This is a genomic window from Pseudomonas sp. B5(2017) (assembly GCF_002112825.1).
Lineage (GTDB): Bacteria > Pseudomonadota > Gammaproteobacteria > Pseudomonadales > Pseudomonadaceae > Aquipseudomonas > Aquipseudomonas putida_Z.
Genome location: NZ_NEIR01000002.1, coordinates 378,079 through 395,466, shown reverse-complemented (window position 1 = coordinate 395,466; position 17,388 = coordinate 378,079). Strand labels below are relative to the sequence as shown.

The following is a 17,388-nucleotide window of genomic DNA, read 5'->3' as shown; positions in this document are numbered from 1 at the left end:
CACGGATGATGACCACCCCGGCTGAACACCAGCGCCTGCTACGCCTGGCCACTCGCGCATCGCTGGCGGTAGCCAGCATCCTGGTCCTGAGCAAGGCGCTGGCCTGGTGGCTGAGCGGCTCGGTCAGCCTGCTGGCCGGGCTGACCGACTCGGCACTGGATGCCGTTGCCTCGTTCCTCAACCTGCTCGCCGTGCACTACGCCCTGCGCCCGGCCGACAACGACCACCGTTTCGGCCATGGCAAGGCCGAGGCCCTGGCCGGTATGGCGCAGGCGCTGTTCATCGGGGTCAGTGCGGTGCTGATCGGGGTGCAGGCGGTTGAACGCCTGCACACCCCGCAACCCTTGGGCGATACCGCCGTCGGTATCGGGGTAATGCTGCTGTCGCTGGTGCTGACCCTTGCCCTGCTGGCACTGCAACACAAGGTCATCCGCCTGACCGGCTCCACGGCGGTGCGGGCCGACTCCCTGCACTACCGCTCGGACCTGCTGCTCAACGGCAGCATCCTGCTGGCCCTGCTGCTGGCACGCTTTGGCTGGCCGCAGCTGGATGCGCTGTTCGGCCTGGGCATCGCTGTCTATATCCTCTGGAGCGCGCTGCAGATTGCCCGGGAGAGTACGGCCATCCTGATGGACCAGGAACTGCCCGGCGATGTTGGCGAGGACATGGCTGCGCTGGTGCTGGCCATTCCCGGGGTCAAAGGCGTGCACGACCTGCGTACGCGGGTGTCGGGCAACCAGTGGTTCGTGCAGTTGCATCTGGAGATGCCGGGGCAATTGCCGCTAAATGAAGCGCATGCCTTGTGCGTGGAGGCCTCGAGGGTGATCCGCCAGCGTTATCCACAGGCGGATGTGATGGTGCATGCGGATCCGGTGTGAACCTGCAAGGGCCCTATCGCCGGCAAGCCAGCTCCCACAGGCACTACACATGACTTCAGGCCGGTGCGGTTCCTGTGGGAGCTGGCTTGCCGGCGATAGGGCCGGGACAGGCAGCACATCTGGCTCAGTTGATACTGTAGCCTCGGCCACTGAAGCACGCGCCCAGCGCCCGCCGGTAGTTGTCCGCCACATTGGCCGGCGGCGCATAAGTCGCTGTCGCCGGGTCGAACCCTGACTGGCTCACCGCCCAGCGGTGGCACTGGTAACGGTCCTGGTCCTGCTGTTCCTGCCCTTGTCCATACATCGGGTAGGCCACCACGTCATACCCACCGCCTACAGGTGCCGGCGCGGCAACCGGCGGGTTGACCACCACGTACTCGCGGCTGTCGGCCAGGTACTGGTAATAGGTATCTGCCACCAGGAAGAACAGCGCCCCGCCCAGCCAGACTTCCCGCGCATAGGGCGGCAGGTAGTCGACCCGCACGCCTTGGGGTGGGGTCACCACGACATAGCGGCCACCATGGGGGCGATACCAGTAACCACCGGAGTAGAAGTAGTCATCGCCGCGGTAGGGTACTTTCCAGTAGCGGTCCGGGAAATGATCGATGGTGTGCCCCGGGCGATACTGCGGCCCCGGCCCCCAGCCATTGCCATGACCATCCGGGCGCCCCTGCCAGTCACCGCCAGGCCGTTGCCCCGGGCCACCGGCTTCCCAATGGCGGTTATCGCCATGGCGGCGGGGAATGTCCTGGTAATAGCCCTGGCGTGGCGGCTGGGTCTGCTGCACTTCGTCACGCGAATTGAGCGAGCGGCCCGGCGCCCCCTCGCCCGGCCCTTCGGCCATGGCCCCGAGGCTGATGCTCAACCCCAACACACCAACACCTGCCAACTGCCAGATGCGCGACTTCATGCTGTTCCTCTCGGTAGAAAATACGGCAACCACAGCCAGTCTACCGCGCCTGTCACGCACGCCAATTAAATTTCCGGACATGAAAAAAGGGAGGCCGCTGGGCCTCCCTTCAGGAATTGTCGTCCGTGCTCGGCACTTGTGGCGCCGGCTCACCTCACACCGTCTTCTGGAAGGTGTGTAGCCCGGGGGCCTGCAGATCCTGTTGGATGGCTGGCCGCGACCGCCCGCCTAGGGCGCGTCGCCGTGGACTGATGTCCGGGCAGTGATTCTGTGGATAAAGATACCGGACAGGTTGCGGCAGATGATTGCGAAGATTGCTCGGATAAATAGCACTTGCGCAATTTTTCACCCTGGATTGATAATTCACCGCAATCCGAACAGAAAAGGCATAAACCATGAGCAAACTTGACCGCTACGACCTGAGCATCCTCGCCGAATTGCAGCGCGATGCGCGCATTTCCAACCAGGAACTGGCCGAACGCATCGGCCTGTCGCCTTCGCCATGCTCGCGTCGGGTCAAGCAACTGGAGGACGATGGCTACATCTCGCGCCAGGTGGCCCTGCTCGACCGCAAGAAGCTGGGCCTGAGCCTGACTGCCTATGTGCTGATCGGCATGGACCGCCACACCCCGGAGCGTTTCGAAACCTTCGAGGCGGCCATCCGCAACCTGCCACAGGTGCTCGAATGCAGCCTGGTCACCGGCATGGATGCCGACTACCAGCTGAAGGTGGTGGTGCCCGACATGGACCACTACCAGAAACTGCTGCTAGGCAGCCTGACCCGCATTGAAGGCGTCACCAGCGTACGTTCGAGCTTCGTGCTGAACCAGGTGCTGGCCAGCACCGAGCTGCCCTTGACCCACCTGCGTTAATTGCCTGCGCCAGCAAGCGTATAATCGGACGCTCAACCCGCCTGGAGAACACCGATGGATCCCGCCGTATTCGAAGAGTGGATGATGATCATCCTGGTCACCGTGTTGATCGGTTTCATGGGTTTCATCGTCTGGGACCTGGCGAAAAAGTCCAAGGCCGGGCGGTTCGGGACGCTGATCCTGTTCTTCGTGCTGGGGCTGGGGGTGTTGGCCTTTATCATCAAGAGCGTGGTGGTGGGGTTTCTCGAAGGGGTGTAGAAAATTCAGGGCCATTCGCGGGCACGCCCGCTCCCACAGGTCTGGCGCTGCACTTGAGGGCTGCACTATACCTGTGGGAGCGGGCGTGCCCGCGAATGGCCCTTGAACTGGACTAAAGCTTGGCGGCCACTTCGCGCCAGCCCCCCTGCTCCAACCCATCCAGCGCCCAGTCGCCAATCCGCACCCGCACCAGGCGCAAGGTCGGCAACCCCACCGCCGCCGTCATCCGCCGCACCTGGCGGTTACGCCCTTCGCGAATCACCAGCTCCAGCCAGTTGGTCGGCACGCTCTTGCGAAAACGCACCGGCGGGTTGCGCGGCCACAGCGCCGGCTCGTCCAGGCGCCGCGCCTCGGCCGGCAAGGTCGGCCCATCGTTCAGTTCCACGCCATCGCGCAAGCGCTGCAACTGCTCCTCGCTCGGCTCCCCCTCCACCTGAACCCAGTAAGTCTTGGCCAGCTTGTGCTTCGGGTCGGCAATGCGCGCCTGCAGGCCGCCATCGTTGGTCAGCAGCAACAGGCCTTCACTGTCGCGGTCCAGCCGCCCGGCCGGGTACACGCCGGGGATGTCGATGTAGTCCTTGAGCGTCGCGCGCCCGTCGCCGTCGCTGAACTGGGTCAGCACGTCGAACGGTTTGTTGAACAGGATCAGGCGCGGCTCGGCCGGTGGCGCCTTGGGCTGGCGACGCGGGCCGGTGGCAGGCCGCGCCTGGGGGCGGCGCGGCTTGGAACGGGTTGGCAGTGACATGGATCCTCAGCGGAACGGCGGCTCATCAAAGCTGCGCAGTTTACGCGAGTGCAGCGAGTTGAGCTCGGTGCGCAGCAGGTCCAGGGCGGCAATGCCGATCTTCAGATGCTGGCTGACCGCCCGGTTATAGAAGGCGTTGGCCGAACCCGGGAGTTTGATCTCGCTGTGCAGCGGCTTGTCGGACACACACAGCAAGGTGCCGTACGGCACGCGCAAGCGGTAACCCTGGGCGGCAATGGTACCGCTTTCCATGTCCACCGCCACGGCACGCGAGAGGTTGATCAGCGGCCGCTCCTGGGCCCAGCGCAGCTCCCAGTTGCGGTCGTCGTAGGTCAGCACAGTGCCGGTGCGCAGGCGCTTCTTCAGCTGTTCACCACGCTCGCCGGTGACCTGCGCAGCGGCTTCCTGCAAGGCCAACTGCACCTCGGCCAGGGCCGGAATCGGAATGTTCGGCGGCACTACCCGGTCGAGAATACCGTCACGGCGCATGTAGGCGTGTGCCAGCACATAATCGCCGATAGTCTGCGACTGCCGCAGGCCGCCGCAGTGGCCGATCATCAGCCAGCAGTGCGGGCGCAGCACGGCCAGGTGGTCGGTGATGTTCTTGGCATTGGACGGGCCGACACCGATGTTGACCAGCGTGACGCCGTCGCCGTCGGCGGCGATCAGGTGATAAGCCGGCATCTGGTAGCGGTGCCAGACCACGCTGGCCACCAGGGCCTGGGTTTCACCGTGGTCCATGCCCTTTTCGATCACCACATTGCCTGGCAGGACCATGCGCACGAAGCGAGGGTCGTCACGCAATTGGTCGAGGCCGTGGCTGATGAACTGGTCGACATAGCGATGGTAGTTGGTCAGCAGGATCCACGGCTGTACATGGCGCCAGTCGCTGCCGGTGTAGTGCACCAGACGGCGCAGCGAGAAGTCGACCCGCGCGGCATCGAACAGCGCCAGCGGCAGAGTCTCGGCACTGCCCCAGTCATACAGGCCGTCGGCGATGTTGTCGGTCGCAGCCGACAGGTCGGTGCTGGGGAACACCCGCGCCAGCTGCGCGGCGGTGATGCCGCTGCCGGCCAGTTCGTCGCCCTGGTCGACCACGTAGGGGTAAGGGATGTTCTGTTCACTGACGCCGACCTCTACAGTGACGGTGTAGTCGTGCATCAGCGGGCGCAGTTGCTCCAGCAGGTAGCCACGAAAAGCAGCCGGCTGGGTGATGGTGACGCTGTAGGTACCTGCCACCTGAACCTTGGCGTAGGCCCGCGTGGTGGCGGCGACTTCACCATGGCTGTAATAGGTCAGGCGCAGCGCCGGGTAGCGGAACAGGTCGCGCTCTTCGGCGCCCGGCTCGGTACGGTCCTTCAGGTAACGCTTGAGGGCCTGGCTAAGGGCCCCGGTGGCCTGGTCATGCAGGGCCGCCAGACGGTCGACGGCCTGTTCGGGGGTATCAACGACTACAAAAGCTTGGCTCACACTGTGCTTCCTGTCTGGACATGCATGTGAACCATCTTGCCTGCCTTCTTGGCTAAATACACCCCCATTGATCGGTGTTGCATCCATTCGCGGGCACGCCCGCTACCACAGGATCTTCACTGCCCTCAAGCACGACGCAGTACCTGTGGGAGCGGGCGTGCCCGCGAAGAAGCCAGCTCAGTTCGCCCAGGCTGGCGTAGCCCTGGCCACCAATGCCTCCACATCCACACCCCGCGGCAACGCCCCGTACACGCGCCCGCCCCCCGTCAAGCGGCTGTCGATAAACGCATCACTGACCACCGCATTGCCCGCCTCCAGCAATAGTTTGGCCTGCAGCGCCAGGGCAATATCCTCGGTCAGCTGCCGCGCGCGGTACTGCATGTCGCCAGTGTCGGCAAACGCCCCCTTGAGGTTGCCGATGTGCGCCGCCAGGCGCGGGTCCCCGTGCCCATCGCCCAGCTCGGCAAACAGCGCATCGAGCACCCCCGGCTCCTTGGACAAGGCCCGCAGCACGTCCAGGCACTGCACATTGCCCGAGCCTTCCCAGGTGGAGTTGACCGGCGCTTCGCGGTACAGCCGTGGCAGGATGCTGTCTTCCACATAACCCGCCCCGCCCAGGCACTCGGCGGCCTCGTTGATCATGGCCGGGGCGCGCTTGCAGATCCAGTACTTGCCCACCGCCGTGACCAGCCGGGCGAAATGCGCCTGCTGCGGGTCTTCCAGCTGCTCCAGCGCCTGCCCCATGCGCAGGCTCAGGGCCAGCGCGGCCTCGCTTTCCAACGCCAGGTCGGCCAGCACGTTCTGCATCAACGGCTGCTCGCTCAGCAGCCGCCCGCCGACCTTGCGGTGCGCGCAATGGTGGGCCGCCTGGGTCAGCGCCTGGCGCATCAGGGCGCTGGAGCCGACCATGCAGTCGAAGCGGGTCATGGCCACCATTTCGATGATGGTCGGCACGCCCCGCCCTTCTTCCCCGACCATCCATGCCAGGGCACCGCGGAATTCCACCTCGCTGGAGGCGTTGGAACTGTTGCCCAGCTTGTTCTTCAGGCGCTGGATATAGAACTGGTTGCGACTGTCATCCGGGCGGTGACGCGGCAGCAGGAAGCAGCTCAGGCCTTTTTCGGTCTGGGCCAGGGTCAGAAAAGCATCGCACATGGGCGCCGAGCAGAACCACTTGTGCCCGACCAGTTCGTAGGGCTGCCCCGGGCCCGCGGCGCCGACTGGATAAGCCCGGGTAGTGTTGGCCCGTACATCGGTGCCGCCCTGCTTCTCGGTCATGGCCATGCCCAAGGTGACCCCGGCCTTGTGACGGTCGCCGACGTTACGCGGGTCGTACTCGCAGGCGAGGATTTTCGGCAGCCAGTATTCGGCCAGTTCGGGTTGCAGCCGCAGCGCTGGCACAGCGGCGAAGGTCATGGTCAGCGGGCAGCCGGTACCGGCCTCGGCCTGGCTGTGCAGGTAGGTCATCGAAGCCCGAGCCACATGGGCGCCTGGGCGGGGTTCGGCCCATGGCAGCGAAGGCAGGCCGTGCTCGACGGCGGTGCGCATCAGTTCGTGGTAGGCGGGGTGGAACTCGACCAGGTCGATGCGATGGCCGTAGCGGTCGTGGCTGCTGAACTCCGGCTTGTGCGCATTGGCCAGGAAGCCCGCCTGCATCAGCGGGCCGCCGGCCAGGGCACCGTAGGCATCGATCCGCGATTCGGCCCAACCCGCACCGAAACGCCGCGACCATTCCTGTAGCGGCAGGTCGAGGCGGTAAAGGTTGGCACCGTCGAGGGGCGGTGGCTGGTTGGTGACTTCGTGGGTTTCAGCGTACTGGTGCAGGTTCATCGGGGGACTCCTGGATCCGGGTAGGCTTGAGAGACCCAGTGAAGCACTCCCTGTGAGTCAGTCAAAGTGACATTAATGACTAAACATGTGGTGGGGGGCGCATATGTTGAGGATGCAGCGGGGATGAGAGGTGTTTGCCACAACCAAATGCCATGCCTTCACAGCGACTGCCGCGCCTGCAGTATGTGCGGGCTCATCTGCACCTGCGCAATAGCCATGTTCAAACTCAACTCGAAGCGGCTGCCCAACCCCCGCGTCGACTCATGCGACAACTTCGCCCCCAGCAACTCCCCCATCTGCCGACAAATCGACAAACCAATCCCCAGCCCGCCATAACGCCGGGTCATCGAGCCATCGACCTGGAAGAAGCGCTGGTACAGGGTCGCCTGATCGAGGTCATCGAAGCCGATACCGCTGTCGCTGACCATGAAGGTCAGCGACAGGTCGTCAGGCCCCACCCGGCGCCCGCGCACCTGGATCATCACCCCGCCCTGGTGGGTGAACTTCAAACCGTTGTCCACCAGACACCCCAGGCAGCGGGCCAGCTTCTGAGCATCGCCCAGCAACCCGTCCGGCACATCGGCCGGGATGTCCAGGCTCAGGTACAAGCCTTTGCCCAAAGCCTGCCCGGCATAACCGGCACGTACGCCCTGCAGCAGGTCACGCAGGCTGAATGGCGCCGGCTGCGCGCGCAGGCGGCCGGCCTGCAGTTCGGACAGGGTCAGGATGGCATCGACCATATCCATCATGCCCTGGGCCGAGCCCACCGCCGTGCGGTGGTACTGGGCCATCTCGGCCTCCATCGGCAGGGTATGCATCAGCTCCAGCGAGCCGATCACGCCATTCATCGGTGTGCGCAGTTCATGGGTCACGCTGGCCAGGAATTCATCTTTCAGCCGGTTGCTCCTGGCCAGTTGCAGGTTCAGTTGTTCAAGCGTGCGCCCGGTGTCGCGCAAGGTCTGCGCCTGCTGCTCGCGCAGGCTGTTGATGCGGTCGGCCAGCGCCAGCGACAACAAGGCCACCTCCAGCGCCGACCCCAGCTGGCTGGCATACATGGTGATGAACACGTTAGGCAGGTAGCCCAGCACCATCAGGGTGTTGACCAGGCCACCGAGCAGGAATGCCGTCCAGGCGATGATGAACCAGCGAGCCACGCGCAAGCCACGCCACCAGGCGTACAGCCCGGCAGCGAAGATGCTCACGGTAAACAGCAACGCCAGCACGGTGGCCATGCGCAGGGCGACGCCGTAGGGCATGCTCACCGCCAGCACCATGACCAGCGCGCCACCCAGCATCAGCAGCTGCAGCAGCCGGTCGAAACCACGGCTGATGCTGCCCAGTTGCAGGAAGTGCCGGGCGAACTGGCAGCCGAACAGGCCAGCTGCCCCGATGAACAACGGCGTCGAAGCATTCGCCCACCACGGGCTGTCCGGCCAGAAGTAGGCCACACCGGCGCCATTCACCGACACCTGGTAAAAGCCGAACGAGGCGATATAGAGGATGTAGTAGAGGTAGCTGACGTCGCGCACGCTGAGGTAGATGAACAGGTTGTACACCAGCATCACCAACAGCACGCCGTAGATCATCCCCAGCACATACAGGCGCGTGGGCTGCTCCTCCATGTAGGCCTGGGCGGACCACAGCGCCAGCGGCGCCTGCACCGAACCCTGGCTGTGCAGACGCAGGTAGGCGGTGGTCACCTGGCCAGGCGGCAGCTGCAGTTCGAACAGGTAGTTGTTCTGCAGGATCTGCCGGCTTTGGTAGGGCAAGGCGTCGCCGGTGCGCCGGGCCAGGCGGTAACTGCCACTGCTGTCGGGCAGGTACAGCTCGAGGTGGTCCAGCGGCGGATAGGCCAGTTCCAGCAGCCATTGCCGTGGGGCGGCGCCGGGAGCGGCGATAGGGCGCAGTTCGACCTTGAGCCAGAACACCGAGGTGGAATAACCGGCGTTCAGCACGTCTTCGTGGTGGGGGCGAAAATGCTTGGCGAACCCAGGGGCACTGACCTGGGCGATGCTGGCGCTGCCATCGAGGTCTTCATAAACCTGCATGGCCTTGCCCAGCGGAAGATGCCGCGTAGCGTCGTCGAAATCGACCGCCCCGGCCAGCACGGGCAGCAAGCCCAGAAGCACAATCAGCAAATAGCGCATACAGCCCCAGCATGGCCTGTCCGGTCGAGTCGCGGTTGCCTCCCATCCGTTTGAGACGACACGATCCGGCAGAACCCGTTTGTAGAGTTATCCGAGCACTCTAGCATAGCTTCGCAACCTGGCAATCGACCATATCCAATCACAAAGAAAAGGCTCTAAATCAATGCTTTCAGAAATTAAACCAGCAAAAAACTGACCTTACGATCAACAAAACTCGTTTGTAGGACGATCCGCCCAAACAGGATTGGTGGTAAGCTCGCCGACCATGAATACCTACAGCTCCCGCCCCGTTGTCCTCTGTCTCTCCGGCCACGACCCCAGTGGCGGCGCCGGCCTGCAGGCAGATATCGAAGCCCTGATCGCCCAAGGCTGTCACGCAGCGCCCGCAGTGACCGCCCTGACCGTGCAGGATACCGTCAACGTTTCCGACTTCCGCGTGCTCGACCGCGAGTGGGTGCTGGCCCAGGCCAACGCCGTGCTGGCCGACTCCACGGTGGCCGCCGTCAAGCTCGGCATGCTCGGTTCGATCGAAATGGTCGACACCGTCGCCGAACTGCTGGCCGCCCACCCGCACCTGCCACTGGTCTGCGACCCGGTGCTGCGTGCCGGTGGTGGTGGCCGCCTGGGCAAGGACGAAGTGGGCTACGCCCTGCGCGAACGCCTGCTGCCGCTGGCGACCATCGCCACGCCGAACCTGCCCGAAGCCCGCATCCTTGCCGAATTGCCCGAAGGCACCGCCGACGAGTGTGCCGAGAAACTGTTGCCGTTCTGTAGACACCTGCTGATTACCGGCGGTCACGGCGACGAAGACGAAATTCACAACCGCCTGTACAGCCGCGACGGCCAGCACCACACCTGGACCTGCCAGCGCCTGCCGGGCAGCTACCACGGCTCGGGCTGCACCCTGGCCAGCGCCCTGGCCGGCCGCCTGGCCCTCGGCGAGCAGCTGGAAAGCGCCGTCCGCAGCGCCCTGGACTACACCTGGCGCACCCTGCGTGACGCCGAACAGCTGGGCAAGGGCCAGTTCGTGCCGCGCCGCCTGCCGCTGGATTTCTGCTCCTGACACGAGGCCTCCAATGAAGCTACGCGGTCTGTACGCCATCACCGACAGCCAGCTGCTCGCTGGCCGTTTCCTGTCCCATGTCGAGGCGGCACTGGAAGGCGGCGTATGCCTGCTGCAGTACCGCGACAAAAGTGACGACGCGGCACGCCGCCTGCGCGAAGCTGAAGGGCTGATGCAGCTCTGCGAGCGCTACGGCACTCAGCTGATCATCAACGACGACGCCGAACTGGCCGCGCGCCTGGGCGTCGGCGTGCACCTGGGCCAGACCGACGGCCCGCTGACCCCGGCCCGCGCATTGCTCGGACGCCAGGCAATCATCGGCTCCACCTGCCACGCCAGCCTCGAGCTGGCCGCGCAGGCTGCCAGCGAAGGCGCCAGCTACGTGGCCTTTGGCCGCTTCTTCAATTCTGTCACCAAGCCGGGTGCACCCGCTGCCAACATCGAATTGCTGGAGCAGGCCCGCGCCCAGGTGAAACTGCCGATCGCGGTGATCGGCGGCATTACCCTCGACAACGCCGCCCCGCTGGTCGCCCATGGCGCCGACTTGCTGGCGGTGATCCACGGCCTGTTCGGTGCCGACAGCGCTCAGGAAGTCACCCGCCGCGCCCGCGCCTTCAACGCCTTGTTCGCATCCTGATTCGAGAGAACCCCCATGTCCCGTTCCGAAGCCCTGTTCGCCCAAGCCCAGAAGCACATCCCCGGTGGCGTCAACTCACCGGTCCGCGCTTTCAAGAGCGTTGGCGGCACGCCGCTGTTCTTCAAGCATGCCGAAGGCGCCTACGTCGTTGACGAGGATGACAAGCGCTACGTCGACTACGTCGGCTCCTGGGGCCCGATGATCCTCGGCCACGGCCACCCGGAGGTACTGGACTCGGTACGCAGGCAGCTGGAGCACGGCCTGTCCTATGGCGCCCCGACCGCCATGGAAACCGAGATGGCCGACCTGGTCTGCTCGCTGGTGCCATCCATGGAGATGGTGCGCATGGTCAGCTCGGGCACCGAAGCCACCATGAGCGCCATCCGCCTGGCCCGTGGCTACACCGGCCGTGACGCCATCATCAAGTTCGAAGGCTGCTACCACGGCCACTCCGACAGCCTGCTGGTAAAAGCAGGCTCCGGCCTGCTGACCCAGGGTGTGCCGAGCTCGGCGGGCGTGCCGGCGGACTTCGCCAAACACACTCTGACCCTGCCGTTCAACGACATCGCCGCCGTCGAGAAGACCCTGGCCGAAGTCGGCCAGACCGTAGCCTGCATCATCGTCGAGCCGGTAGCCGGCAACATGAACTGCGTACCGCCGGCGCCAGGCTTCCTCGAAGGCCTGCGCGAGCAGTGCGACAAGCACGGCGTGGTGTTGATCTTCGACGAAGTGATGACCGGTTTCCGCGTTTCGCTCGGCGGCGCCCAGGGCCACTACGGCATCAAGCCGGACCTGTCGACCTTCGGCAAGATCGTCGGTGGCGGCATGCCGGTCGGCTGCTTCGGCGGCAAGCGTGAAATCATGGGCTGCATCGCCCCGCTCGGCCCGGTCTACCAGGCCGGTACCCTGTCGGGTAACCCGCTGGCCATGGCCGCCGGCCTGACCACCCTGAAGCTGATCAGCCGCCCGGGCTTCCACGCCGAGCTGACCGACTACACCAGCCGCATGCTCGACGGCCTGCAACAGCGCGCCGATGCCGCTGGCGTGCCGTTCGTCACCACCCAGGCCGGTGCCATGTTCGGCCTGTACTTCAGCGGCGCCGACGACATCGTCACCTTCGAAGACGTGATGGCCAGCGATGCCGAGCGCTTCAAGCGCTTCTTCCACCTGATGCTCGATGGTGGCGTGTACCTGGCGCCGAGCGCGTTCGAGGCCGGCTTTACCTCCATCGCCCATGGGGACAAGGAGCTGCAGATCACCCTGGATGCGGCTGAAAAGGCTTTTGCAGCCCTGAAGTAATTGTCAGCCTGTCCCGGCCCTTTCGCGGGCACGCCCGCTCCCACAGGTTCTGCACCAACCTTGAAAATGGTGCGATCCCTGTGGGGGCGGGCGTGCCCGCGAAGAGGCCGGGACAGGCAACAAAAGACCCTGCACAATCAGCTGACTTCCCCAACCAAGCAGAAATTCGAGTAAAACTTTGTAAGGTTGGCGCTGCTTATCCCATAATGTGCCACCAGAGACATTGGCCGCAGCTTTGCAGAGGTAAGTCGATCCCCATGAACCGCACCGGCCGCGCCCTGACCCTGGGCTGCCTGTTGCTTCTTCAGCCCCTGCTGGCTCTGGCGGAGGGCGGTAACTCGTTGCTGATTCCGGCGACGGGCCGCTGCACCTTGAATGTCCAGCCTGAAGACCTGGCAAACGCCCTCAAGGCTTGTGAGCAGACGGCAACGGCGGGGGATGCCCAGGCGCAATTCGAACTGGGCGAGTACTACTACACGCAAACGCCGAAAAACCTGGGCAAAGCCCTGAACTGGTTCGAAAAGGCCTCGCTGCAAGGCCATGCAGAGGCCCAGTACCGCCTGGGCGCCATGTTCTTCCGTGGCGAAGGGGTCAAGGCCAACAATGTGCAGGCCTACATCCTGCTGAAGATGGCCGCGGTCAACGGCGCCGAGGATGCGCTGGACATGGCCGACGAAGTGACCGAGCAAATGCCCCGCGACGAACTGGAGCATGCCACCCAGGTGCTCGGCCAGATCTTCCGCAAGTACCTGCTGGAACTACAGAACGCCGAAGGGCGCACGCCGTTCTCGCCACTCCCCTGAGGGTTACTTTTCCGGCATCGGCATGGGGAACGGCATCACGTTGCCGCCGCCCTTGGCTTCGCTGATCTTCGCCGTGCCCAGGCGCTCCACCTCGTCGATGCGCACGATCGAGTGCATCGGCACGAAGCTGCGGATCACCCCATCGAACTGGCTCTTGAGCTTCTCCTCGCTCGGGTCCACCACCAGCTGCGAACGCTCGCCGAACACGAACTCCTCGATTTCCAGGAACCCCCACAGGTCGCTCTGGTAGATCTGCTTGGCATACATCTCGAAGACCTGCCCCTGGTTGAGGAAGATCACTTTATAGATGGCAGGTTCGCGTTTGCTCATGTTCGTCGGGATAACACATGCGTAAGAAAAGGCGGGCATCATACCTGTACCGGCCCCTTCGCGGGCAAGCCCGCTCCCACAGGTATTGCGCCCACCTTCGAAGCGGTGCGGTACCTGTGGGAGCGGGCGTGCCCGCGAAGAGGCCGGAACAGGCCATACATACCGTTGAACGTTTCAGTGCTTTCGCCACTGCCATTCAAGGGTTATTCTTGAGTTCACATCCATTGCCGTCGAGCGGCTAAAAACGACCTTGAACGCACCCATACAACCCCATCGCTTCATCCTCGAACCCTTCGAGGCCCACCGTTTCGCCAACTTGTGCGGCCAGTTCGACGAGCACCTGCGCCTGATCGAACAGCGCCTGGCCATCGAGATCCGCAACCGCGGCAATCAGTTCGAACTGATCGGCGAACCCAAGACCACCTCCGCTGCCGAACAACTGCTGCGCCGTCTCTACCGCGAGACAAAGGCCAGCGACCTGTCGCCGGAAACCGTGCATCTGTACCTGCAGGAATCGACCGTCGAGAACATCGACAACCCGGCCGTCAACGAGGTCAGCGTGTCGCTGCGCACGCGAAAGGGCAACATCCGCCCGCGCGGGGTTAACCAGCAACGCTACGTCAAGGAAATCCTGGCCAACGACATCAACTTCGGCATCGGCCCGGCCGGTACCGGCAAGACCTACCTGGCCGTGGCCTGCGCCGTGGACGCGCTGGAACGCGAACAGGTGCGCCGGATCCTGCTGGTGCGACCTGCGGTAGAGGCGGGCGAAAAGCTCGGCTTCCTGCCCGGCGACCTGGCCCAGAAGATCGACCCGTACCTGCGCCCGCTGTACGACGCCCTGTACGAAATGCTCGGCTTCGAACATGTGGCCAAGCTGATCGAGCGCCAGGTGATCGAGATCGCGCCGCTGGCCTACATGCGTGGCCGCACCCTGAACAACAGCTTCATCATCCTCGACGAGAGCCAGAACACCACGCTGGAACAGATGAAGATGTTCCTTACCCGTATCGGCTTTGGCTCCACCGCGGTCATCACCGGTGACATCACCCAGGTTGACCTGCCCCGCGGCACCAAGTCAGGTCTGGCACACGTCATCGAGGTGCTGAAGGACGTTCCGGGTATCAGCTTCACCCACTTCCAACCCAAAGATGTGGTTCGTCACCCACTGGTGCAGCGCATTGTCGAGGCCTACGACCGCTTCGATGCCCGCCAGGCCAAGCCCGAGGCGCCCGGCAAAGATGCTTGAACTCGATATTCAACGGGCCACGGATGCTGCCGCCCCGGATGACAACGCCTTTCGCCGCTGGTGCGAACTGGCCCTGCGCCAGCGCAGCGCCGATTCGGAAATGACCATTCGCCTGGTCGACGAAGCCGAAGGCCGCGAGCTGAACCACACCTACCGGCACAAGGACTACGCGACCAATGTGCTGTCGTTCCCGGCCGACGTCCCCGACGACCTGCTCGATATCCCGTTGCTGGGCGACCTGGTGATCTGCGTGCCAGTGGTCGAGCGCGAAGCCGCCGATCAAGGCAAGTCGCTGGAAGCGCACTGGGCACACCTGGTCATACACGGTTGCCTGCACCTGCTCGGCTACGACCACATCGAGGATGAGGAAGCCGAGGAAATGGAAGGCCTGGAACGGGAATTGCTGGCAGAACTGGGTCATCCCGACCCGTACGCCGACGATGAAACCGACACCATCACACACTGAAACACGAAGGATCACGAGAACCGCCATGAGCGAAGATCGATCGAGCAACGGGCAGAAGTCCTGGCTGGGTAAACTGACCCAGGCTTTTGCCCATGAGCCGAAAAACCGCCAGCAACTCCTTGAACTGCTGCGCGAAGCCCATCAGAACAAACTGCTGGACAGCGAAGCGCTGACCATCGTCGAAGGCGCCATCCAGGTGGCCGACCTGCAGGTTCGCGACATCATGGTGCCGCGTTCGCAGATGATCAGCATCAAGGCCAGCCAGTCGCCCCGCGAGTTCCTGCCGGCGGTGATCGACGCCGCGCACTCGCGCTACCCGGTGATCGGCGAAAGCCACGACGATGTGCTCGGGATCCTGCTCGCCAAGGACCTGCTGCCGCTGATCCTCAAGGAGAATGGCGACAGCTTCAACATCAAGGACCTGCTGCGCCCGGCCACTTTCGTGCCCGAGTCCAAGCGCCTGAACGTGCTGCTGCGCGAGTTCCGCGCCAACCATAACCACATGGCCATCGTCATCGACGAGTACGGCGGCGTGGCCGGCCTGGTCACCATCGAGGACGTGCTGGAGCAGATCGTCGGCGACATCGAGGACGAGCACGACGTCGAGGAAGACAGCTACATCAAACCGCTGCCCAGCGGTGACTTCCTGGTCAAGGCGCTTACCCCGATCGAAAACTTCAACGAGTTCTTCGACAGCGAATTCTCCGATGACGAGTTCGACACTGTCGGCGGCCTGGTAATGAGCGCCTTCGGTCACCTGCCCAAGCGCAACGAGACCACCGAGATCGGCCCTTACAAGTTCCGTATTCTCAATGCCGACAGCCGGCGGATACACTTGCTGCGCCTGACACCGATCACCCGTTAAGGACAAACATGCGTTGGATCACCCGCCCCGGCTGGCCCGGTAACCTGCTGGCCCTGGCGGCCGGTGCCTCCACCCTCCTGGCCCTGGCGCCTTTCGACATCTGGCCCTTGGCCGTATTGTCCATCGCCCTGCTCTACCTCGGCCTGCGCGAGCTCAGCCCGCGCCAGGCCATGTGGCGCGGCTGGTGGTTCGGCTTCGGCCTGTACGGTGCCGGTACCTGGTGGATCTACGTCAGCATGAACACCTACGGCGGCGCCTCGCCGCTGCTGGCGATCCTGCTGCTGCTGGCCTTCTTCGCCGCCCTGGCCTGGTTCTTCGCCCTGCCCACCTGGCTGTGGGCACGCTGGCTGCGCCGCACCGAAGCACCACTGGCCGACGCCTTGTGCTTTGCCGCCCTGTGGCTGCTGCAAGAGGCCTTCCGCGGCTGGTTCCTGACCGGCTTCCCCTGGCTCTACGCCGGCTACAGCCAGCTGGACGGCCCGCTGGCCGGCCTGGCACCGCTGGGTGGCGTGTGGCTGATTTCCTTCGCACTGGCCCTGACCGCTGCCCTGTTGTGCAACGTGCACCGCCTGCGCGCCCGCCCCTCGTTCCTCGCGGTGGGCTGTCTGCTGTTGCTGGCCCCGTGGGTGCTGGGCCTGGCGCTCAAGGGCCATGCCTGGACCAAGCCGGCGGGCGACCCACTGAAAGTGGCGGCCATCCAGGGCAACGTCGAGCAGGACCTGAAATGGGACCCGGCGCACATCGATGCGCAACTGGCGCTGTACCGTGACCTGAGCTTCAGCTCCAGGCCGGTAGACCTGCTGGTGTGGCCGGAAACCGCGGTCCCGGTGCTCAAGGACCAGGCCCAAGGCTATATCGACGTGATGGGCCGGTTTGCCGCCGAGCGGCATTCGGCGCTGATTACCGGCGTGCCGGTGCGTGAAGTGGTGCATCACCAGCGCCGCTACTACAACGGCATCACCGTCACCGGTGAAGGCGATGGCACCTACCTCAAGCAGAAGCTGGTGCCGTTTGGCGAGTATGTGCCGCTGCAGGACATGCTGCGCGGCCTGATCGAGTTCTTCAACCTGCCCATGTCGGACTTCGCCCGCGGGCCGGAAGACCAGCCGCTGCTGCAGGCCAAGGGCTACCAGATTGCGCCTTACATCTGCTACGAAGTGGTCTACCCCGAATTCGCCGCTGGCCTGGCGGCCCGCAGCGACCTGCTGCTGACCATCAGCAACGACACCTGGTTCGGCACCTCGATCGGCCCGTTGCAGCACCTGCAGATGGCGCAGATGCGCGCGCTGGAAGCCGGCCGCTGGATGATCCGCGCCACCAACAACGGCGTGACCGCGCTGATCGACCCGTTTGGCCGCATTACCACGCAGGTACCGCAGTTCCAGCAGGCGGTGCTGTATGGCGAAGTGGTGCCGATGCAGAAACTGACCCCGTACCTGCAATGGCGGTCGTGGCCGCTGGCGATAGTCTGTGCATTGCTGCTGGGTTGGGCGTTGCTGGCCGGGCGCATTGCCAAAACTGTCTAACCAGGTGACACAGATCGCTGTAGGAGCGGCCTTGTGTCGC

At 64.4% G+C, this 17,388-nt stretch carries 17 protein-coding genes; 11 read left to right on the top strand and 6 right to left on the bottom strand.

The window, feature by feature from the left end; all coding sequences use genetic code 11:
• The first annotated feature begins 5 nt into the window (after positions 1 to 5).
• Positions 6 to 878 carry a cation diffusion facilitator family transporter gene (locus tag CAG00_RS04515; protein ID WP_085663585.1) on the top strand — a complete coding sequence of 291 codons (873 nt, stop codon included), beginning with the start codon at positions 6 to 8 and terminating at the stop codon, positions 876 to 878.
• 124 nt (positions 879 to 1,002) lie between these two features.
• Here the strand turns inward: CAG00_RS04515 and CAG00_RS04510 are convergent, their stop codons facing one another.
• Complete coding sequence (locus tag CAG00_RS04510) at positions 1,003 to 1,788, bottom strand: DUF6515 family protein (RefSeq protein WP_085663584.1); 786 nt, start codon at positions 1,786 to 1,788, stop codon at positions 1,003 to 1,005.
• A gap of 395 nt (positions 1,789 to 2,183) precedes the next feature.
• Between CAG00_RS04510 and CAG00_RS04505 the strand changes: the two genes are divergently transcribed.
• The gene (locus CAG00_RS04505) at positions 2,184 to 2,660 is read left to right on the top strand and encodes an Lrp/AsnC family transcriptional regulator (RefSeq protein WP_003249795.1); all 477 of its coding nucleotides are present in this window, start codon (positions 2,184 to 2,186) and stop codon (positions 2,658 to 2,660) included.
• A 54-nt stretch (positions 2,661 to 2,714) separates the two neighbouring features.
• Positions 2,715 to 2,918: a DUF2788 domain-containing protein gene (locus CAG00_RS04500; protein WP_013974331.1), complete on the top strand. Its 204-nt coding sequence runs from the start codon at positions 2,715 to 2,717 to the stop codon at positions 2,916 to 2,918.
• 112 nt (positions 2,919 to 3,030) lie between these two features.
• On the opposite strand, the gene CAG00_RS04495 is transcribed toward CAG00_RS04500, so the two are convergent.
• The 4 genes from CAG00_RS04495 to CAG00_RS04480 all read right to left on the bottom strand — a co-directional run bounded on the left by CAG00_RS04495 (position 3,031) and on the right by CAG00_RS04480 (position 9,110).
• Positions 3,031 to 3,663, bottom strand: a complete 633-nt coding sequence (locus tag CAG00_RS04495) for a pseudouridine synthase (protein WP_085663583.1) — start codon at positions 3,661 to 3,663, stop codon at positions 3,031 to 3,033.
• Positions 3,664 to 3,669: 6 nt separating this feature from the next.
• Positions 3,670 to 5,133 carry an AMP nucleosidase gene (gene amn / locus CAG00_RS04490; protein ID WP_015271928.1) on the bottom strand — a complete coding sequence of 488 codons (1,464 nt, stop codon included), beginning with the start codon at positions 5,131 to 5,133 and terminating at the stop codon, positions 3,670 to 3,672.
• Positions 5,134 to 5,310: 177 nt separating this feature from the next.
• Complete coding sequence (locus CAG00_RS04485) at positions 5,311 to 6,963, bottom strand: acyl-CoA dehydrogenase family protein (RefSeq protein ID WP_085663582.1); 1,653 nt, start codon at positions 6,961 to 6,963, stop codon at positions 5,311 to 5,313.
• A 158-nt stretch (positions 6,964 to 7,121) separates the two neighbouring features.
• Positions 7,122 to 9,110 (bottom strand): hybrid sensor histidine kinase/response regulator, encoded by a 1,989-nt coding sequence (locus CAG00_RS04480; RefSeq protein ID WP_085663581.1) that lies wholly within the window; start codon positions 9,108 to 9,110, stop codon positions 7,122 to 7,124.
• A gap of 265 nt (positions 9,111 to 9,375) precedes the next feature.
• Here CAG00_RS04480 and CAG00_RS04475 point away from each other — a divergent pair, with 265 nt between their 5' ends.
• From CAG00_RS04475 to CAG00_RS04460, 4 genes are all read left to right on the top strand, one after another.
• Positions 9,376 to 10,173 (top strand): hydroxymethylpyrimidine/phosphomethylpyrimidine kinase, encoded by a 798-nt coding sequence (locus tag CAG00_RS04475; RefSeq protein WP_061550648.1) that lies wholly within the window; start codon positions 9,376 to 9,378, stop codon positions 10,171 to 10,173.
• Positions 10,174 to 10,186: 13 nt separating this feature from the next.
• Positions 10,187 to 10,810, top strand: a complete 624-nt coding sequence (gene thiE, locus CAG00_RS04470) for a thiamine phosphate synthase (RefSeq protein ID WP_003257589.1) — start codon at positions 10,187 to 10,189, stop codon at positions 10,808 to 10,810.
• A gap of 15 nt (positions 10,811 to 10,825) precedes the next feature.
• On the top strand, positions 10,826 to 12,109 hold the full coding sequence (gene hemL, locus CAG00_RS04465; protein ID WP_013974339.1) for a glutamate-1-semialdehyde 2,1-aminomutase: 1,284 nt from the start codon (positions 10,826 to 10,828) through the stop codon (positions 12,107 to 12,109).
• 257 nt (positions 12,110 to 12,366) lie between these two features.
• Complete coding sequence (locus CAG00_RS04460) at positions 12,367 to 12,912, top strand: tetratricopeptide repeat protein (protein ID WP_003257587.1); 546 nt, start codon at positions 12,367 to 12,369, stop codon at positions 12,910 to 12,912.
• Between the two features lie 3 nt (positions 12,913 to 12,915).
• Here CAG00_RS04460 and CAG00_RS04455 read toward each other — a convergent pair whose 3' ends face one another.
• Positions 12,916 to 13,242 carry a DUF1820 family protein gene (locus CAG00_RS04455; RefSeq protein WP_013974341.1) on the bottom strand — a complete coding sequence of 109 codons (327 nt, stop codon included), beginning with the start codon at positions 13,240 to 13,242 and terminating at the stop codon, positions 12,916 to 12,918.
• 250 nt (positions 13,243 to 13,492) lie between these two features.
• Between CAG00_RS04455 and CAG00_RS04450 the strand changes: the two genes are divergently transcribed.
• From CAG00_RS04450 to lnt, 4 genes are read left to right on the top strand one after another with little or no spacing between them, the layout of a single operon-like run.
• Positions 13,493 to 14,491: a PhoH family protein gene (locus CAG00_RS04450; RefSeq protein WP_013974342.1), complete on the top strand. Its 999-nt coding sequence runs from the start codon at positions 13,493 to 13,495 to the stop codon at positions 14,489 to 14,491.
• Positions 14,484 to 14,957, top strand: a complete 474-nt coding sequence (gene ybeY, locus CAG00_RS04445; RefSeq protein ID WP_085663580.1) for an rRNA maturation RNase YbeY — start codon at positions 14,484 to 14,486, stop codon at positions 14,955 to 14,957. The genes CAG00_RS04450 and ybeY overlap by 8 nt, the downstream gene beginning before the upstream one ends.
• Positions 14,958 to 14,982: 25 nt before the next feature.
• Complete coding sequence (locus CAG00_RS04440) at positions 14,983 to 15,822, top strand: HlyC/CorC family transporter (protein ID WP_003257584.1); 840 nt, start codon at positions 14,983 to 14,985, stop codon at positions 15,820 to 15,822.
• Between the two features lie 8 nt (positions 15,823 to 15,830).
• Complete coding sequence (gene lnt / locus CAG00_RS04435; protein WP_013974344.1) at positions 15,831 to 17,348, top strand: apolipoprotein N-acyltransferase; 1,518 nt, start codon at positions 15,831 to 15,833, stop codon at positions 17,346 to 17,348.
• Positions 17,349 to 17,388 lie beyond the last annotated feature (40 nt).

Bases quoted from the DNA above. Each gene is read 5' to 3' on its own strand.
- CAG00_RS04515 (WP_085663585.1), top strand. From the start codon at position 6: ATGATGACCACCCCGGCTGAACACCAGCGCCTGCTACGCCTGGCCACT.
- CAG00_RS04510 (WP_085663584.1), bottom strand. From the start codon at position 1,788: ATGAAGTCGCGCATCTGGCAGTTGGCAGGTGTTGGTGTGTTGGGGTTG.
- CAG00_RS04505 (WP_003249795.1), top strand. From the start codon at position 2,184: ATGAGCAAACTTGACCGCTACGACCTGAGCATCCTCGCCGAATTGCAG.
- CAG00_RS04500 (WP_013974331.1), top strand. From the start codon at position 2,715: ATGGATCCCGCCGTATTCGAAGAGTGGATGATGATCATCCTGGTCACC.
- CAG00_RS04495 (WP_085663583.1), bottom strand. From the start codon at position 3,663: ATGTCACTGCCAACCCGTTCCAAGCCGCGCCGCCCCCAGGCGCGGCCT.
- CAG00_RS04485 (WP_085663582.1), bottom strand. From the start codon at position 6,963: ATGAACCTGCACCAGTACGCTGAAACCCACGAAGTCACCAACCAGCCA.
- CAG00_RS04480 (WP_085663581.1), bottom strand. From the start codon at position 9,110: ATGCGCTATTTGCTGATTGTGCTTCTGGGCTTGCTGCCCGTGCTGGCC.
- CAG00_RS04475 (WP_061550648.1), top strand. From the start codon at position 9,376: ATGAATACCTACAGCTCCCGCCCCGTTGTCCTCTGTCTCTCCGGCCAC.
- thiE (WP_003257589.1), top strand. From the start codon at position 10,187: ATGAAGCTACGCGGTCTGTACGCCATCACCGACAGCCAGCTGCTCGCT.
- hemL (WP_013974339.1), top strand. From the start codon at position 10,826: ATGTCCCGTTCCGAAGCCCTGTTCGCCCAAGCCCAGAAGCACATCCCC.
- CAG00_RS04460 (WP_003257587.1), top strand. From the start codon at position 12,367: ATGAACCGCACCGGCCGCGCCCTGACCCTGGGCTGCCTGTTGCTTCTT.
- CAG00_RS04455 (WP_013974341.1), bottom strand. From the start codon at position 13,242: ATGAGCAAACGCGAACCTGCCATCTATAAAGTGATCTTCCTCAACCAG.
- ybeY (WP_085663580.1), top strand. From the start codon at position 14,484: ATGCTTGAACTCGATATTCAACGGGCCACGGATGCTGCCGCCCCGGAT.
- CAG00_RS04440 (WP_003257584.1), top strand. From the start codon at position 14,983: ATGAGCGAAGATCGATCGAGCAACGGGCAGAAGTCCTGGCTGGGTAAA.
- lnt (WP_013974344.1), top strand. From the start codon at position 15,831: ATGCGTTGGATCACCCGCCCCGGCTGGCCCGGTAACCTGCTGGCCCTG.